The organism is Humidesulfovibrio idahonensis, assembly GCF_054657715.1.
The window spans coordinates 863122-880258 of the sequence record NZ_BAAHYE010000002.1 but is presented as its reverse complement, the minus strand read 5'-3'; the positions used below and the strand labels follow the sequence as shown (position 1 = coordinate 880258).

Below are 17137 nucleotides of genomic sequence, written 5' to 3'. Positions count from 1 at the left end.
ACGCAATTTGTCGAGCCCCGGCTCACAGCATGTTCACCGGATCAAGATCCAACTCGAGCCGGAAGGCCTCCGGCGTTGCGCCCTGGCGGGAAAGGGCCGCGAACAGGCTGCGGATGGGCTGCCAGTCCTGGCACTTGAGCAGGCAGTTGAAACGCTTGCGGGCCTTGAGCTGCGAAAGCGGCGCAGGCGCGGGACCAAGCACGTCCACGCCAAGGGGCCGGGCCGCCTCGCGCAGATTCTTGCCAAAGGCCGCAAGCATCTGACCTTGATGGTCCGTATCCGCCGGGCAAGACAGGCGCAGCAAAGCCAAACGCGTAAAGGGCGGATAGCGGAAGCGCTGGCGGCTGGCGATCTCCCGCTCGTAGAACCCGGCGTAGTCCGCCTTGAGCACGAAGTTCCAAAAAGGATGGGCCGGGTTGCGCGTCTGGATGAGCACGCAGCCGGGCTTTTCGCCCCGGCCCGCACGGCCGGAGACCTGCACCAGCAGCTGGAAGGTGCGCTCGGAGGCGCGGTAGTCGGGCAGATTGAGCCCCATGTCCGCGTTGGCCACCACAACCAGGGTGACGCCGGGGAAGTGGTGCCCCTTGGAGAGCATCTGCGTGCCCACGAGCACCTGGGCCTCGCCTGCGGCGAAACGGCGTAGAATCTCGTCCAGGCGCTCCTGCCGGCGTGCGCTGTCGCGGTCCATGCGCAGCACGGAGACGTCGTGCCCCAGCGTCTGCGCGAAATATTCCTCCAGGCGCTCGGTGCCGTCGCCCATGGGCACAAACTGCACTCCGCCGCACTTTGCGCAGGGGATGGGATACGGGTGGCTGAACCCGCAGTAGTGGCACACCAGCCGCTCGCGCAGCTTGTGGTAGGTCAGCCCCACTTGGCACTCCGGGCACTTTGGCACTTCCTCGCAGGCCATGCAGTACATCACCGGCGCATAGCCCCGGCGGTTCAGCATCACGATGACCTGCTCCCCGGCCTCAAGGGTGGCGCGGATGGCGGCCAGGGATTCCGGCGCAAAGGGCTCGTCCGCCTTGACCCCGGTGATGTCCACCAGGCTCACCGTGGGCATGGGCCGGCAGCCCACGCGCCGCGCCAGGCTCACCAGCGGCACCTGGCCGCACTGCGCGGCGTGGAAGGTCTTCACGTCCGGGGTGGCGCTGCCCAGCACCAGCAACCCGCCGGAGGAGCGGATGCGCGTGAAGGCCAGCTCCTTGGCGTGATACGGCAGGCGCTCCTCCTGCTTGTACGACTCGTCGTGCTCTTCATCGAGGACGATGAGCCCCAGGTTGCGCAGGGGCAAAAACAATGTGGAGCGCGTGCCCACCACGAGCACGGGGCCGCGCGCCCCGGCCACGCGGGAGAAGGTCTCCTCGCGCCGGGTGGGGCTTTGGTAGCCGTGGGAGAAATAGGCCTCGGCATCGGGGAAGGCTTTGCGCACCTGCCGCCACAGCTGGCTGGCCAGGGCGACCTCCGGCGCAAGCAGCAGCGCGGAACGGCCAAGGGCCAGGGCGCGCCTGGTCAGCTCCAGGTAGATGTGCGTCTTGCCGCTCCCGGTGACGCCGTGCACGAGGGAAAGCTTGGCCTCGGGCGACTCCAGCGCGGGCATCAGCGCATCAAGGGCGGCCCGCTGTTCGTCCGTGGCGGTGATGCGGTCGTCCGGCACGCACTCGGGCTCGGCGCTGAGCAGTGCCTCCGCGCCAGCGTCCACGTCGTCGGCCAGAATCTCCATCTCGTCCGGGTCGCCCAGGCGGATGAGCCCCACGCGGGTGAGGCGCTTCAAGGCCTGCTGACCCGCCTCGCCGAACACGGCCTTGATGGCGCCCATGCTCATGGGGCCGGACTCGAACAGGCGCTCCAGCAGGCGCAGCTGGTTCACGGCGTTGGGCCGCACGGCCCAGGGCGGGTCTGCGGTGATGCAGGCGTAAAGCTCCTCGGCCTGGCGGCGCTGGCTCAGGCGCACGCGCATGCGCCCCTGCGCCCAGACCTCGGCCAGGGCGGCCAGACGGTCCGGCGGCAGCGCGGCCAGAGCCTTGGGCACAAAGGTGCGGGCAAAGTCGGGGTGGTCCACGTCGAAGCGCACCTGCACCGAGCGCAAACCGCGCGGCAGGATGAGCTCCAGCACCCGGCCGGGATGCGCCATGTGGCGGCTGGCCAGGTCGCGCACCAAATCAAGGGTGGCGGGATCAAGAACAGGGGTCTGCTCCAGGGGCCAGAGCAGCTCTTTCAGCTCCACGCCCTCGGGCGCGGTTTGGCAGGGGCATTGGAGCACGCCTACGCGCAGCCCCCGGCCCAGGGGCGCCAGCACGCGCAAGCCCGGCTGCGGCTGCGGCAGCCAGTCCGGCCAAAGGTACGTCAGCGCGGCATAGGGCGGGCTCGCCAGCCACACTTGCCAGGGCGCGGCCATCGCGGAGGCCATGAAAAGGCCGGGCGGCCTATTTGCCCTTGCAGGGCACGAGTTCGTGGATGCGCCGCACCAAGTCGTCGTGCAGATCCTCGTCGTGCAGGGCGAAATAGATGTTGGCGGTCAGGTACTCCACCCAGTCGCCCGCGTCGAAACGCTGGCCGCGCATCTTGACGGCGAGCAGACGGTCCTTGCTCGCAAGGCCTTGCAGGGCGTCGGTGAGCTGCAGCTCGCCGCCCACGCCGGGCTCAAGCTTCTCCAAATATTCGAAGATCTCCGGCGTCAGCACATAGCGGCCCACAATGGCCATGCGCGAGGGGGCATGGCCCACAGCGGGCTTCTCCACCAGGTTGCGCACGCGGAACACGCCGGGGCGAAACTCCTCGCCGTCGATGATGCCGTAGCGGTCCACCTTGCCTTCCGGCACTTCGATGACGCCGACCACGGCCATGTTCTCGCTCTTGGCCACATCAAGCAGCTGCTGGATGCCGGGCTTCTGCCCGAACATCAGGTCGTCGCCCACCATGACGGCAAAGGGCTCGTTCTTGACCACCTCACGCGCGCAGAGCACGGCGTGGCCCAGGCCCAGCTGGATCTTCTGGCGCACGGCGATGATGTTCACCATGTTCGCGACGTCGCGGATCTCCTGTAGTTGCGCGGTCTTGCCCTTGCGTTCCAGCAGGTTCTCCAGGGTCAGATTGTGGTCGAAGTGGTCTTCGATGATGGTCTTGTTCTGGCTGGTGACCAGCACGACCGTGTCGATGCCGGAAGCCTGGGCTTCCTCCACCACATACTGCACCACGGGCTTTTTGAAGATGGGCAGCATCTCCTTGGGGATGTTCTTGGTGGCGGGAAGCGAACGGGTGCCCCAACCGGCGACGGGAATGACGACCTTGCGAACGTCCATGCATATCTCCTGAAGCGGTCTTAGGAGCGCAGGCTGCGCCCGAGAAGCTCCGCTATGTCTTGAGCGTACGTCTCCACCTTGGCCCTGTCCTCGCCCTCGACCATGACGCGGGCCTTGTGCTCCGTGCCGGAGTAGCGCAGCAGCACGCGGCCGCGGCCCTTCAGCTCGGCCTCGACCAGCGCCACGGCGCGGCCCACCTCGGGCAGGTCGTCGAAGGGCACCTTCTTCTCCACGCGCACGTTGACCATGACCTGAGGGAAAGGCTCGATGAGGTGCGCCAACAGAGAAAGGGGCAGGTTCTTTTGGCACATGATGCGCAGCAGCTGGAGCGCGGCCAAGGTGCCGTCGCCCGTGGTGGAGTAGTCCATGAAGATGAGGTGGCCGGACTGCTCGCCGCCGAGCACGGCGCCCTCGCGGCGCATGGCCTCCACGACGTAGCGGTCGCCCACGGGCGTGCGCAGAAGTTTGCCCCCCTGCGCCTTCATGAACATCTCCAGGGCCATGTTGCTCATGACCGTGGCCACCAGGTTGCCGCCGGCAAGCTTGCCCTGCTCCAGCATGTCCTGGGCGCACAGGGCCATTATCTGATCGCCGTCCAGCACCTTGCCCTGCTCGTCCACAACGATGAGCCGGTCGGCGTCGCCGTCGAGGGCCAGGCCGATGTCCGCGCCGACCTCGCGCACCTTTTGCGCCACCACGTCCGGGTACAGGGAGCCGCAGCCTTCGTTGATGTTCATGCCGTTGGGCGCGACGCCGATGGTGATGACCTCGGCCCCCAGCTCCTCGAACACCTGGGGCGCGCCGCCGTAAGCGGCGCCGTGGGCGCAGTCCAGCACGATCTTCATGCCGGAAAGCGTCATCTCGCGCGGGAAGGTATGCTGCAAATAAACAATGTAGCGGCCCCAGCTGTCCACGACGCGCTTGGCGCGGCCCACGCGCTCCGGCGCGGGGAAGTTCCAGTCCGGGTTCTCGGCCAGGGTCATGGCCGCGATCTCGTCCTCCAACTCGTCGGCGAGCTTGAAGCCCTCGTGGTCGAAGAACTTGATGCCGTTGTCGCTGAAGGGATTGTGCGAGGCGGAAATGACCACGCCAAGGTCGGCGCGCAGGTTGCGCGTCAGAAAGCTGATGGCCGGGGTGGGCATGGGGCCGACGAGGTACACGTCCATGCCGATGGCGCAAAAGCCGCTGGTGAGCGCGGTTTCGAACACGTAGCCCGAAAGCCGCGTGTCCTTGCCGATGATGACCTTGTGCCTGCGATTGCCGTTGCGGAACTTCTGGCCCACGGCCAGCCCCAGGCGCAGGGCTATCTCAGGGACCATGGGATATTCGTTGACGCGGCCGCGCAGGCCGTCTGTGCCGAAAAGCTTTTCACGCATGGATCGAGCATACTCCTTGGCGGGAAACCGCAGCTATTTGCGGATCGTCACTTCAATTGTCTCAGGCTGGCGCGATATCAGGCGGAAGCCTTCGGGCATCTCCAGCTCGTAACGCACCATATGGCGGCCGGCCTTAAGCCCGCCGGGCAGCTTGACCACGGCGGCCAAGCCTTCGATGTCTCGGCCGGCCTCGGCCTCGCGCAGAATCGGCACAGGCGCCTCCACCTGGATGCGCACATGCTTGATGCTGCTGTGGGCGGTCAGGCCGGAGCCCGCCTCCACGCGCACGGGCACGCGCACCCAGGAGGTCTTGACCTCCGGGCCGAAGCGCATGGTCACCTTCACCTGTCCGGGGTTGGCCTCCACGCCGTCGGCCAGCTTGATGGGCACGTCGTCGGACCAGACCGCGGGAGGATCGTCGAAATCTATCTGCACGCCCACGCGGGCCTGGGTCATCTGGCGCACCTGCCGCTCCGCCCCGCGCACCTCCACCAGCTCCGGCTGGGTCTTGATCTCCAGCAGGCGGTAGTCGGGCCGCAGCGCGCCGCGCCACTCGGCCACAACGGGCACGTTCTTCTTGGCCAGGCGGTCCACGGTGAGGATGAGCCGCGAGGGCTTTATCTCCACAACCTCATAGGCCATGGAGAGCGGAATGCGCTCGCGGTCGATGTCCACGAGGTTCTCGCCCACCTTGAGGCGGCTCACGTCCAGGGAATACGTCCACTTGCGGCGGTCGAGCGAACGCACCAGCCCCTTGGGCCCGCGCACGCGCACCTCGATCTTGCTCACCAACCCCTTGCGGATGGTGAGGTCCATGGGCGCGTTGGTCATTTCAACGTTCATGTCCACCCAGGCCTCGACCTTTTCCCGCCCGGTGAGCAGGTACCAGGTGAGGATGGCCAGGGCCAGGGCGATGGCGATGTCTTTCCAGTTCTTGAGCACGGCTAGCGCTCCAGGGCGTTCTTGATGACCCTGCGCAGGCGCAGTTCATTCAAGGATGTTGTGAGCCGCCCGCCCATGGCGATGGACACGGTGCCGCGCTCTTCGGAAACGACGATGGACAGGGAGTCGGATTCCTCGCTGATGCCAAGGGCCGCGCGGTGGCGGGTGCCGAAAAGGCTCTGGGCCTTGAGCTTGGAGGACAGGGGCAGAATGCACCCGGCCGCGGCAAGACGCCCCCGGCGCAGCACGACAGCGCCATCGTGCAACGGGGTGCCCACCTGAAAGATGGTGGAGAGCAGCGAGGCCGTGACCACGGCGTCGAGGGGCACGCCGCGCTCGATGACTTCGCCGAGGGGCTCATAGCGCTCGATGATGATGAGCGCGCCCACCTTGGCCTTGGCCATGGCCATGACCGCCTGGGCCAGTTCGTCGACGATGGCTTCGGAGAGCTGCGGCTTTTTCCAGAACCGGCCGGCGCCCATTTGGGCCAATGCCCGGCGCAGGTCGCCCTGGAACAGAATGATGATGATGAGCACGATGGAGCCAAGGAAATTCGTCAACAACCAGTTGAGCGAGTACAGGCCAAGCTCATTGGAGAGATAGTAGACAAGGAGCACCAGCACCAGGCCGTAGATGACCGCCACCGCGCGCGTGCCGCGCACTAGGTGGATGATGTAGGCATAGATGCCCGTCACCAGGAGGATGTCGAGGACCTCGCGCCAGGCCACATTGAAGCCGATGAGATATTCCATCGTCGAACCTTATGCCGTTATGGCCTGGGCGACCAGGGCCGCCTGCCTCGCAAGGGCCACCTCATGCACGCGGTGCACCAGCACGCCGCGCGCCGTCAAAAGGGCAGTGGCCACAGCCGTGGCGTGTTGCCGCTCCTGCGGGCCAAGGCCCAGCAGCATGCCCCATACGGTCTTGTTCGACAAGCCCATATACACGGGCCGTCCCAGTTTGCCGAAGCGCTCCACCCCGCGCAAAATGGACAGATTGTGCTCCAGCAGTTTGCCAAAACCAATGCCGGGGTCAAGCACGATGTTGGCCTCGGGGACGCCCGCCGCGGTCAAGACGGCCATGCGCTCCTCGAAAAAGGCCAGAATCTCGTCCACGACACTGCCGTAGCGCGGGTCGCGCTGCATGGTGCCCGGCCTGCCCAGGCTGTGCATCAGCACATAGCCGGGCTTGTGCTGCGCAACGACATCAAGCAGCTCCGGCTCGAAAAGACAGGCGGAAATATCGTTGACGATGGTCGCGCCGGCATCCAGGGCGGCGGCCGCGACCTTGGCCTTGTAGGTGTCCACGGCGAGCACCGGGAAGGGGCCGCTCAGGCCCTCCAGCGTGCGTGCAGGCAGGGCGGAAAGTTCGCGCAACACCGGCACCACGCGGGCCAGCTCCTCGGCCTCGCCCACTTCCGGCGCGCCAGGGCGGGTGCTTTCGCCGCCGATGTCCAGGATGTGCGCGCCCTCGTCCACAAGGCGCAGCGCCTGGGCAACGGCGGAGGCAGTGTCGCTGTGCCGGCCGCCGTCATAAAACGAGTCCGGCGTGACATTGACGATGCCAGCCAAAAGAAAGGGGGCAGGGCCAAGCACCCTGCCCCCCGATATGGTCCAGGTTTCCGCGCCGATCACTCTTCTTCCCGATAGGGCTTCTTGGGCGGCGTGGGAGGCACTTCCTCCAGCTTGAACTCGGGCTCGGCCGCCTTTGGGGCGTTCGGATCGACCGGCGCATCTCCGGCGACCGGGGGCGTGTCGCCGAACTTGCGGCTCATGTCCTCGTAGGCCTTGGCCGCGCGGCGCACGCTGCCTTCCTCGGTGGGCGGCGGCAAAACCTCGCCCTGCATCAGCAGATCGATCTCGTCGCCGCTCAGGCTTTCGCGCTCGAGCAGAGCCTCGGCGATCTTGTGCAGATGCGCCATGTTCTCGGTCAAGAGCTGCTTGGCGCGCTGGTAGCCTTCGTCCACAAAGCGGCGGATCTCCGCGTCGATGAGCCGGGCCGTGTCGTCAGAGTAGTCCTTGTGCTGCATGAAGTCGCGGCCGAGGAAGACCTGCTGGCCGTCGTCGCCGTAGCTCATGGGGCCGAACTTGTCGCTCATGCCCCACTGGCACACCATGTTGCGGGCCATCTTGGTGGCGCGCTGGATGTCGTTGCTGGCGCCGGTGGTGAGCTGGTTGAGCACCAGCTCCTCGGCCACGCGGCCGCCGAAGAACATGGCCATGGTGTTCTCAAGGTACGTGCGCGAGTAGTTGTGGCGGTCGTCCACGGGCAGCTGCTGGGTAAGCCCCAGGGCCATGCCGCGCGGGATGATGGTCACCTTGTGCACCGGGTCGGTGCCGGGAATGAGCTTGGCCACCAGGGCGTGCCCGGCCTCGTGGTAGGCCGTGGTCTTCTTCTCCTCGTCGGAGAGGATGATGCTGCGGCGTTCCTTGCCCATGAGGACCTTGTCCTTGGCTTCCTCGAAATCGCTCATGTTCACGCGGTCCTTGCCCACCTTGGCGGCATGGAGCGCGGCCTCGTTGACGAGATTCTCCAGGTCCGCGCCGGAGAAGCCCGGTGTGCCGCGGGCGAGGATGTCCAGATCGACTTCCTCGGCCAGGGGGCTCTTGCGCGTATGCACGGCCAGAATGCGCTTGCGGCCGCGCACGTCCGGCGTGGGCACCACCACCTGGCGGTCAAAGCGGCCGGGGCGCAGCAGCGCCGGGTCGAGAACGTCCGGGCGGTTGGTGGCGGCGATGAGAATGACGCCGTCGTTGGACTCGAAGCCGTCCATTTCGACGAGCAGCTGGTTGAGCGTCTGTTCGCGCTCGTCGTGGCCGCCGCCCATGCCGGTGCCGCGTTGTCTGCCCACGGCGTCGATTTCGTCGATGAAGATGAGGCAGGGCGCGTTCTTTTTGCCCTGCACGAAGAGATCGCGCACGCGGGCCGCGCCCACGCCGACGAACATCTCCACGAAGTCCGAACCGGAGATGGAGAAGAAGGGCACGCCGGCCTCGCCCGCGACGGCGCGCGCAAGGAGCGTCTTACCCGTGCCCGGAGGGCCCACGAGCAGCACGCCCTTGGGAATGCGTCCGCCCAGGCGGGTGAACTTCTTGGGCTCGCGCAGGAAGTCGACGATTTCGGAGAGCTCTTCCTTGGCCTCGTCCACGCCGGCCACATCCTCGAAGGTCACCTTCTGGGTGTCCTCGCTGATGAGCCGCGCCTTGGACCGGCCAAAGCTCATGGCGCCCTTGCCGCCGGCTCCGCCGCCCTGCATCTGGCGCATGAAGAAGATCCACACGCCGATGAGCAGCAACATGGGGAACCACGACACCAGAAGCGTCATGTACCAGGGGGAGTCCTCTGGCGGTTCGGCCGTCACCTGAATCTTGCCGCTCACCAGGGAGGGGACGAGGTTCGGGTCTTCGGGCGCGTAGGTGACGAACTTCTTGTCGCCGGTCATGACGCCGGTGATCTTCTGGCCCTGGATTTTGACGGAGACGACCTCGCCGTCCTTAATCCGGGTCACAAAATCGCTGTACGACAGCTTTTGCTGCGGCGCGGGCGACTGGCTGAAGAGGTTGAAGAGGACGACCATGACCAGGGATATGGTCGCCCATATGAGCAAATTCTTAGTGAAGCTATTCAAGAGGAGAACCTCCGGTGGCGGGCTTGCGCTGTGGATCGGAACCTGGCCGCAAACCGGTGCAGGATGCCTGCTCCCGAGAGAATGGCTCAGTCAATGAACTGCAAGATAAGCCATACGCGTGAAAAAGCAAGGGGCGAAGGTCACAGCTTTCCCGCCATTTTACTCATGACTATCGGATATTCTTTTCTGCGCCCCGCGCACTTTGTTTGCGCAGATCCGCATTTTTCTCCCTCCGGCGTCAGCCAGCCGACAGCTTCGCCCCTCAAATGACGTCATCCTCGTCTCATGGTCAACCACCGGCACAGCATGCCGGAACACAAAAACAACCGCGGGAGGACGCCATGCTCAAGGAACGCACGGAATTGAACATCGACGACTTGACCATCTGGGAAGACGCGAAGCAGATGATCGCCAAGGCCAAGGCCGAGGGCATCGCCACCGCCTGGGACAGGCTGCAGTCCCAAACGCCGCACTGCACCTTCTGCGAGTTGGGCACCACCTGCCGCAACTGCACCATGGGGCCCTGCCGCATCAGCAGCAAGCCGGGCGCCAAAATGCGCCTGGGCGTCTGCGGGGCGGACGAGCACGTCATCGTGGCCCGCAACTTCGGCCGCTTTGTGGCGGGCGGCGCGGCCGGGCACTCCGACCACGGCCGCGACCTCATCGAGGTGCTTGAGGCCATTGTGGAGCAGCACACCCACGACTACGTCATCCGCGACGAGGCCAAGCTGCTGCGCATTGCGGCCGAGCTTGGCGTGGCGACGGAAGGCCGCGAACTCCTGGACGTTGCCCGCGAGCTCATGGACATCTGCTATGCGGACTTCGGCAGCCGCAAGCAGGCCATCGCCTTTCTTTCCCGCGTGCCGCAAAAGCGCCGCGACATCTGGGACAAGCTCGGCATGACCCCGCGCGGCGTGGACCGCGAGATCGCCGAGATGATGCACCGCACGCACATGGGCTGCGACAACGACGCGCCCAACACCATGCTCCACGCCGCGCGCACCGCGCTGGCCGACGGCTGGGGCGGCTCCATGATCGGCACCGAGCTGTCCGACATCATCTTCGGCACGCCCATGCCCCGGCGCTCCACCACCAACCTCGCCACCATCAAGAAGGATCAGGTGAACGTGCTGGTGCACGGACACAACCCGGTGGTGTCGGAGATGATCCTGGCCGCCGCGCGCGACCCCAAGCTGCTGGCCCGCGCAGCGGAACTGGGCGCAAGCGGCATCAATGTCGTGGGCCTGTGCTGCACCGGCAACGAACTGCTCATGCGCCAGGGCATCCCCATGGCGGGCAACCACCTCATGACCGAGCTGGCCATCATCACCGGCGCGGTGGAGGCCATCGTGGTGGACTACCAGTGCATCATGCCCAGCCTTGTGCAGATATCGCACTGCTACCACACCAAGTTCTTCGACACGGCGGACAAGGCGCGCTTCTCCGGGGCCATCCACTACTCCATCCATCCGCACAACGCCCTGGAGCAGGCCACCAAGATCGTGGCCGAGGCCGTGGAGGGCTTTGCCCGCCGCGATCCCGCCCGCGTGCAGATTCCCGGCGAACCCGTGGACATCATGACCGGCTTCAGCAACGAGGCGGTCATAAGCGCCCTGGGCGGCACGCTCACGCCCCTAGTGGACGCCATCAAGGCCGGACAGATCCGTGGCGCGGTCGGCATCGTTGGCTGCAACAACCCGAAGTTCCAGCAGGACTCCATGAACGTGGGCCTGGCCAAGGAGCTCATCAAGCGCGACATCCTCGTGCTGGCCACGGGCTGCATCACCACCGCGGCGGGCAAGGCGGGCCTGCTGGTGCCGGAGGCCATCGAAATGGCCGGGCCGGGACTGCAAGCCGTGTGCGGCGCGCTCGGCATTCCGCCCGTGCTGCACTACGGCAGCTGCGTGGACAACTCGCGCATTCTGCAGCTCTGCGCCGCCCTGGCGGGCGAACTCGGTGTGGACATCAGCGACCTGCCCGTGGGCGCAAGCTCCCCGGAGTGGTACTCGGAAAAGGCCGCGGCCATCGGGCTCTATGCCGTGGCCAGCGGCATCTACACGCACCTGGGCCATCCGCCCCACATCCTGGGCTCCTCGGTCGTTACGGACCTTGCCGTCAACGGACTGGAGGACCTAGTGGGCGCAACCTTCGTCATCGAGCCCGACCCGGTGAAGGCCGCGGAGCTCTTTGACGCGCGCATCAGCATGAAGCGCCTGGCCCTGGGCCTCTCCGCATAGCCGGTCCCAGGCATGGCTCGGGCCGGCCGGAGCGGACGCCTCCGGCCGGCCCGCAACGTTCTTAACCGGACAACGAGGGCGGCAGCATGAAGATAGCATTCGCGGGCAAGGGCGGCGCGGGCAAGACCACCATCGCCGCATGGCTGGGGGATTATTTGGCGCGCCGGGGCGAACACGTCTGGCTGGTCGATGCGGACACGGCGCTCTCCCTGGGGCAGGCCTCCGGCCTTGATCCGGCCTGCAACCCCGTGCCCCTGGCCGAGCGCGAGGACATCATCCGCAAGCACATCGGCGAGGGCTACATGTCGCTCAATCCGGACGTTTCCGGCCTGCCGGAGGCCCTCAGCGTGCCCCTGCCCCTGGGTGGGCCCCCGCTCGCGGGCGTGGCCCCGGGCGACAAGCGGCTCCTGGTCATGGGCACGGTGGCCGGAGCTTCCAGCGGCTGCGCGTGCGCGGCCAACGCCCTGCTCAAGGCCGTGCTGGCCCATTTGATTCTGGACCGCAGCGAGTGGGTGCTGGTGGACATGGAGGCCGGGGTGGAGCACCTGGGCCGGGGCACCGTGGCCGATGTGGACGCCCTGGTGGTGGTGAGCGAGCCGAGCCTGCGGGCGCTTGGCACCGCGGCCGAGGTCTCCCGCCTGGCCAGGGGCCTGGGCCTGACACGCCAGGCGCTGGTGCTGAACCGCAGCGAACCCGGCGACACGCCTCCCGCCGGACTCGACCTGCCGACCGAGGTGCTCCGCGTGCCCGCGCTGGCCGGGTTGCGCGCGCGCCAGCTTGCAAGCGGCAGCGTGCTCGGCTTGCCGGAAGACGCGCTTGTGGGCGGGCTGTGCCAAAACCTTTTGCAAATGTTGCGGGAGCAGGTGCAAAGCGCTTGATTCGCGGACACATCCAAAGATATTGTGCCGTAAGGCCTGGGAGGTCCCCCCTATGATGCACACAGGCGTCGATATCCTGGCGGTTTTGAAACAGCCCGGTCTCGAAGAACTGGCCCAGTGCTTCCAGTCGCGGGCTTTTCCGAAAAAGGCGCAGATCTTTCCCCCCAACCACCACGAGGACCTGATCTTCATTGTGGCCAAGGGCCGGGCGCGCCTGTTCCTGGCCTACGAGGACAAGGAGTTCGCCCTGGCCATTTTGGAGCGCGGCGACGTGTACAGCACCCACACGCGGGCGCACGTCTCCGCCCTGGAGGACACCACGCTGCTCTGCGCGCCCACGCCCCTGGTGCGGCGGCACATGCTGCGCCTGCCGGAGTTCACCGGCACCATGGTGCGCGTGCTGGGCGAGGTGCTGCGGCACTCCATCAGCATCATCGACGACCTGGCCTTCCGCGATGTGCAGACGCGGCTTGTGCGCTTCCTGCGCTTCGTCGCCTCGCAAAGCGGCATAAGCCAGCCCGGCGGCGGCACCCTGGTGAAGGTGGGCCTGACCACGGAGCAGCTGGCCAGCCTGCTTGGCACCACGCGGCAAACCCTCTCCACCATGCTCAACGCGCTGGAGCGCAGCCGGCTCTTGGAACTGCGGGGAAAGGGCGACTTCTTCATCCCCGACCTTGAAGCCTTGAAATGAGGGGACTGGCGGCAAATAGCCCCGCCACGTCTTGCGGTGCGCCGCCAAAGCGGTTAGAGGATTGGTCCGCTGGCCATGTGTGGAAGCGTATCGTCACCGGTGTGGCGCATGGACTTCAAATCCATTGTGTGGTCGAAAGGTCACAGGTAGGTTCGACTCCTATACGCTTCCGCCATTTGCACAGCATTGGTCCGTTCACGCGCGCCGCGGTTTTGCCTGCCACGGGGCGGCCGGACCCGGAACGAAAAAAATCGCGGCCGTTTGCAAAAAATACTTGCCAACAGCCGGGAGCTTGCCTTAAAGAGTCCTTCCCTACGGGCGATTAACTCAGCGGTTAGAGTGCCACCTTCACACGGTGGAAGTCCCGAGTTCAAATCCCGGATCGCCCACCATAGAGAAATCGGCCCCGCATCGTCGGGGCCTTTTTCGTTTCAGCACCCAGCAGATTCAAATCAGGAGCGTCCATGCGCATCGTGCTCTACCAGCCGGAAATTCCGCCAAACACCGGCAACATAGCCCGGCTCTGCGCGGCCACGGGCACGCCCCTGCACCTCATCGAGCCCCTGGGCTTCAAGATCGACGACAAGCACCTGAAGCGCGCTGGCCTGGACTACTGGCCCAATGTGAACCTGACCGTGCACCCGCATTGGGCCGCCTTCGAGGCCGCCTTTCCGCGCACGCGCATGGTGCTCACCAGCGCGCGCGGCGGCGTGCCGCACCACACGTTCCGCTTCGCGCCGGACGACGCCATAGTGCTGGGACCGGAGACACGCGGCCTGCCGGAGTCGCTCTTCGAACTCTGCCCGGAGCGCGTGCGCATTCCCGTGCTGCCCGCGGTGCGCAGCCTGAACCTCTCCACCTCCGCGGGCATTCTGCTCTACGAGGCCCTGCGCCAGACCGGCGGTCTCGATCTGCTGCCGTAAAGCCGATCGCCCTGCTTCACCCCAATCTGCTTCAAGAGCCTGCCGCCCCGGCCGGCACAGCCCTCCCTTGCGCAACGTCCGGCCAGCGGGTAGTAAGCAGCGAACCTTTGCATATAAGGAGCGTTCCATGCGCCTTCTCGTCACCGGCGGCTGCGGATTCATCGGGGCCAATTTTCTCTACGCCATGCGCCAGCGCCACCCGGACTGGCGGCTGTTCAATCTGGACAAGCTGACCTACGCGGGCAACCTGGGCAGCCTGCGCGCCCTGGAGTCCGAGGCCGGCCCGGCCTACACCTTCATCCACGGCGACATCTGCGACCGCGAGCTCGTCTCCGGCCTGCTGGCCGAGCACAAGATCGACGCCGTGGTGAACTTCGCGGCCGAGAGCCACGTGGACCGCTCCATCGACGACCCCTCGCCCTTCGTAACCACCAACGTGCTGGGCGCGCAGAACATCCTCGACTGCGCCCGCCGCGCCAAGACCGGCCGCGTGGTCCACGTTTCCACGGACGAAGTGTACGGCACCCTCGGTCCCGCGGGACAGTTCCACGAGACCACCCCGCTGGCCCCGAACAGCCCCTACTCGGCCTCCAAGGCCGGGGCCGACCTCATGGCCCGGGCCTATCACGAAACCTACGGCCAGGACGTGGTGGTGACCCGCTGCTCCAACAACTACGGGCCGTTCCAGTTTCCGGAGAAGCTCATCCCCCTCATGTACACCAAGGCCATCAAGGGCGAGCACCTGCCCGTGTACGGCGACGGCCAGAACGTGCGCGACTGGATCTTCGTGGACGACCACTGCCGGGGCATCGAGCTGGCGCTGTTAAAGGGCCGCGCGGGCGCGGTGTACAACTTCGGCGGCGCGGCGGAGATGCCGAACATCGAAGTCGTGCGCACCATCCTGCGCCTCACCGCGCAGAACGACACGCTCATCCGCTTCGTCACCGACAGGCCCGGCCACGACCGGCGCTACGCCATGAACTTCGACCTTGCGGCCAGCGAGCTGGGCTTTGCGCCCAGCGTCACCTTCGCCGAGGGCATGGAGCGCACCATCGCCTGGTATCAGGCCAACTCCGTGTGGCTGGATGAAGTGCAGAGCGGCGCGTACCTCAAGTTCATGGACCGCTGGTACAAGGAGCGCGCATGACCGGACAGCCAAGCGCCCTGCCGAAAAAGGCCCTGGTGCTGGGCGGCAAGAACGGCCTGCTGGGCCGCGCCGTCACCGCCGCCCTCAACGCCGCCGGGGTCGAAGCCGTTGCCGTTTCCGGCGCGGAGGTGGATTACTTCGACGCCGACGCCCTGGACGACTTTCTCTACGAGCATGAGCAGGAGAACCCCGACGACCTGTGCATCGTCAACGCCTCGGCCTATACCCAGGTCGACCTGGCCGAGGACCAGCCGGAAGAGGCGTACCGCCTGAACGCGGCCCTGCCCGCGCTGCTTGGCGTGCTGGCCGAGGAGCGCGGCCTGCGCATGGTGCACTACTCCACCGATTTTGTTTTCGACGGCGCAAAGGGCGCGCCCTATCTGCCCACGGACGCGACGAATCCCCTTGGCATCTACGGCGCCTCCAAGCTCGCGGGCGAGGAAAGCCTGCTGTCGCTGGAGATTCCCGGCCTGCTCATCCTGCGTACGGCCTGGCTCTTCGGCCCCGGCAAGATGAACTTCGTGGAGCGCATTCTCCAGCTCGCGGCGGAGCGCCCGGAACTGGGCGTGGTGAACGACCAGTTCGGCTCACCCACGTGCACCACGGATCTGGCCGCGCTCACCGTGGCGCTGCTCAAAAACGGCGCCACGGGCCTGCTGCACGCCGCCAACTCCGGCCCGGCCTCCTGGTTCGAACTGGCCAGCGAAGCGGTGAAGCTGGCGGGACTGCCCTGCGTGGTGAAACCCATTCCCACCAGCGGCTACCCCACGCGCGCCAAGCGCCCGCCCTATTCCGTGCTGGATCTGGCCGAGACGGCCCGCCTGGCCGGATATACCCCGCGCCACTGGCGCGAAGCCCTGGCCGAGTATGTGTCCGGGCTGACGCCGACGGCGTGACCGGCTTGCCAAAGCCCAACGATTGTGGTTTGCAGCCAGCTATGAAGACATTCTTTTTTCTCCCCCCGGTGCGCCAGGCCGCAGGCGGCGTCACGGTCATCCGGCGCATGGCCTCCTTTCTTGCCGCCTCCGGCCGCGAGGTCTTTCTGGTCCCCCGCGAGTCCGCGACCGACGGCCCCGGCTGGAGCCCTTCGGAATCATTCGTGGAAGCGCCCGTGATGCCCTGGGACAAGCTGGCCCTGGCGCCCGGCGACCTGTGGGTCGTGCCCGAGGGCTGGGTCAATGCGCTCGCTCCGGGCCTGAACGCCGGCGCGCGCTGCCTCGTCTACGTGCAGAACTGGGCCTATCTGCTCTCCGCCCTGCCCGAGGGCGTCTCCTGGCGCAAGCTGCCCGTGGAGTTCCTGGCCGTGTCCGATCCTGTGGCGCGGTACACCACGGCCACCACCGGCCGCCCCGCCCCCGTGCTGCGGCCCGGCATCGACCTGGAGCTGTTCCGCGCGCCGGAGAAAAAGCCCGATATCCTGAGCGGCGGCAAAATCCGCATCGCCTGGATGCCGCGCAAGAACAAGGCCCTGGCCCACCAAATCAAGGACACCTTTCTGCACCTCGACCCGGCCCTGGCTGCGCGCTGCGAGTGGGTCGAAATCGCCGGGCTCACCGCCCAGGGCGTTGCCGAGGCGTTGGCCTCCGTGCACATATTTCTGGCCACGGGCTTCCCCGAAGGCTGCCCGCTGCCACCGCTGGAGGCCATGGCTTGCGGCTGCCTCACTGTCGGCTTCATGGGCTTTGGCGGCGCGGACTACATGCGCCAGGCCCTGCCGCCGGAAGGCGACGCCGCGTCCTTCACCCCCTGGTGGGGGCTTCGGCCCGTGGCCTGGGGCGGCAACGGCCTGTGGAGCGCGGACGCCGACATCCTGGGCTGCGCCCTGCACCTTAAAACCGCCGCGGCCTGGATGTTGGAAGGCGCGGCCTATCCGTCGCAACTGCTGGTGGGCACCATCGCCCAGGCGCGGGCCACGGCCAGGGCCTACAGCCTGGACGCCCAGCGCACCGCCGTGCTGGAGCACTGGACGCGCCTTGAGGCCCAGACCGGCGATATCTGAACACAATCCCCACA

General features: G+C 66.6%; 14 protein-coding genes and 2 tRNA genes. 9 read left to right on the top strand and 7 right to left on the bottom strand.

Annotated features, from left to right (window positions below; all coding sequences use genetic code 11):
• Positions 1-22: 22 nt before the first annotated feature.
• From priA to ftsH, 7 genes are read right to left on the bottom strand one after another with little or no spacing between them, the layout of a single operon-like run.
• On the bottom strand, positions 23-2410 hold the full coding sequence (gene priA, locus ACYQ4W_RS04375) for a replication restart helicase PriA (RefSeq protein WP_459853273.1): 2388 nt from the start codon (positions 2408-2410) through the stop codon (positions 23-25).
• Between the two features lie 16 nt (positions 2411-2426).
• Positions 2427-3302 (bottom strand): UTP--glucose-1-phosphate uridylyltransferase GalU, encoded by an 876-nt coding sequence (galU, locus tag ACYQ4W_RS04370; protein WP_459853270.1) that lies wholly within the window; start codon positions 3300-3302, stop codon positions 2427-2429.
• Positions 3303-3322: 20 nt separating this feature from the next.
• Positions 3323-4678, bottom strand: coding sequence for a phosphoglucosamine mutase (gene glmM / locus ACYQ4W_RS04365; protein WP_459853267.1), 1356 nt, complete (start codon positions 4676-4678; stop codon positions 3323-3325).
• Between the two features lie 33 nt (positions 4679-4711).
• Positions 4712-5620: a CdaR family protein gene (locus ACYQ4W_RS04360; protein WP_459853264.1), complete on the bottom strand. Its 909-nt coding sequence runs from the start codon at positions 5618-5620 to the stop codon at positions 4712-4714.
• A 2-nt stretch (positions 5621-5622) separates the two neighbouring features.
• A complete protein-coding gene (gene cdaA, locus ACYQ4W_RS04355; protein ID WP_459853260.1) occupies positions 5623-6372 on the bottom strand; it encodes a diadenylate cyclase CdaA in 750 nt (249 codons plus the stop codon).
• A gap of 9 nt (positions 6373-6381) precedes the next feature.
• Complete coding sequence (folP, locus tag ACYQ4W_RS04350) at positions 6382-7254, bottom strand: dihydropteroate synthase (protein ID WP_459853258.1); 873 nt, start codon at positions 7252-7254, stop codon at positions 6382-6384.
• A complete protein-coding gene (gene ftsH, locus ACYQ4W_RS04345) occupies positions 7251-9248 on the bottom strand; it encodes an ATP-dependent zinc metalloprotease FtsH (RefSeq protein WP_459853255.1) in 1998 nt (665 codons plus the stop codon). The genes folP and ftsH overlap by 4 nt, the downstream gene beginning before the upstream one ends.
• A gap of 341 nt (positions 9249-9589) precedes the next feature.
• On the opposite strand from ftsH, the gene cooS reads away from it, so the two are divergent.
• The 9 genes from cooS (at position 9590) to ACYQ4W_RS04300 (ending at position 17123) form a co-directional block, all read left to right on the top strand.
• The gene (cooS, locus tag ACYQ4W_RS04340) at positions 9590-11485 is read left to right on the top strand and encodes an anaerobic carbon-monoxide dehydrogenase catalytic subunit (protein ID WP_459853252.1); all 1896 of its coding nucleotides are present in this window, start codon (positions 9590-9592) and stop codon (positions 11483-11485) included.
• 86 nt (positions 11486-11571) lie between these two features.
• On the top strand, positions 11572-12363 hold the full coding sequence (locus ACYQ4W_RS04335; RefSeq protein ID WP_459853250.1) for an ATP-binding protein: 792 nt from the start codon (positions 11572-11574) through the stop codon (positions 12361-12363).
• A 52-nt stretch (positions 12364-12415) separates the two neighbouring features.
• Positions 12416-13054, top strand: coding sequence for a Crp/Fnr family transcriptional regulator (locus tag ACYQ4W_RS04330; RefSeq protein ID WP_459853248.1), 639 nt, complete (start codon positions 12416-12418; stop codon positions 13052-13054).
• Positions 13055-13135: 81 nt separating this feature from the next.
• Positions 13136-13229, top strand: a tRNA-Sec gene (locus ACYQ4W_RS04325).
• A gap of 141 nt (positions 13230-13370) precedes the next feature.
• Positions 13371-13446: transfer RNA gene (locus ACYQ4W_RS04320), tRNA-Val, on the top strand.
• A 72-nt stretch (positions 13447-13518) separates the two neighbouring features.
• The gene (locus tag ACYQ4W_RS04315; RefSeq protein WP_459853246.1) at positions 13519-13977 is read left to right on the top strand and encodes a tRNA (cytidine(34)-2'-O)-methyltransferase; all 459 of its coding nucleotides are present in this window, start codon (positions 13519-13521) and stop codon (positions 13975-13977) included.
• Between the two features lie 127 nt (positions 13978-14104).
• Positions 14105-15124: a dTDP-glucose 4,6-dehydratase gene (rfbB, locus tag ACYQ4W_RS04310; protein WP_459853244.1), complete on the top strand. Its 1020-nt coding sequence runs from the start codon at positions 14105-14107 to the stop codon at positions 15122-15124.
• Positions 15121-16020 carry a dTDP-4-dehydrorhamnose reductase gene (gene rfbD, locus ACYQ4W_RS04305; RefSeq protein WP_459853241.1) on the top strand — a complete coding sequence of 300 codons (900 nt, stop codon included), beginning with the start codon at positions 15121-15123 and terminating at the stop codon, positions 16018-16020. Before rfbB ends, rfbD begins: the two co-directional genes overlap by 4 nt.
• A 41-nt stretch (positions 16021-16061) precedes the next feature.
• Positions 16062-17123 carry a glycosyltransferase family protein gene (locus tag ACYQ4W_RS04300; protein WP_459853238.1) on the top strand — a complete coding sequence of 354 codons (1062 nt, stop codon included), beginning with the start codon at positions 16062-16064 and terminating at the stop codon, positions 17121-17123.
• Positions 17124-17137 lie beyond the last annotated feature (14 nt).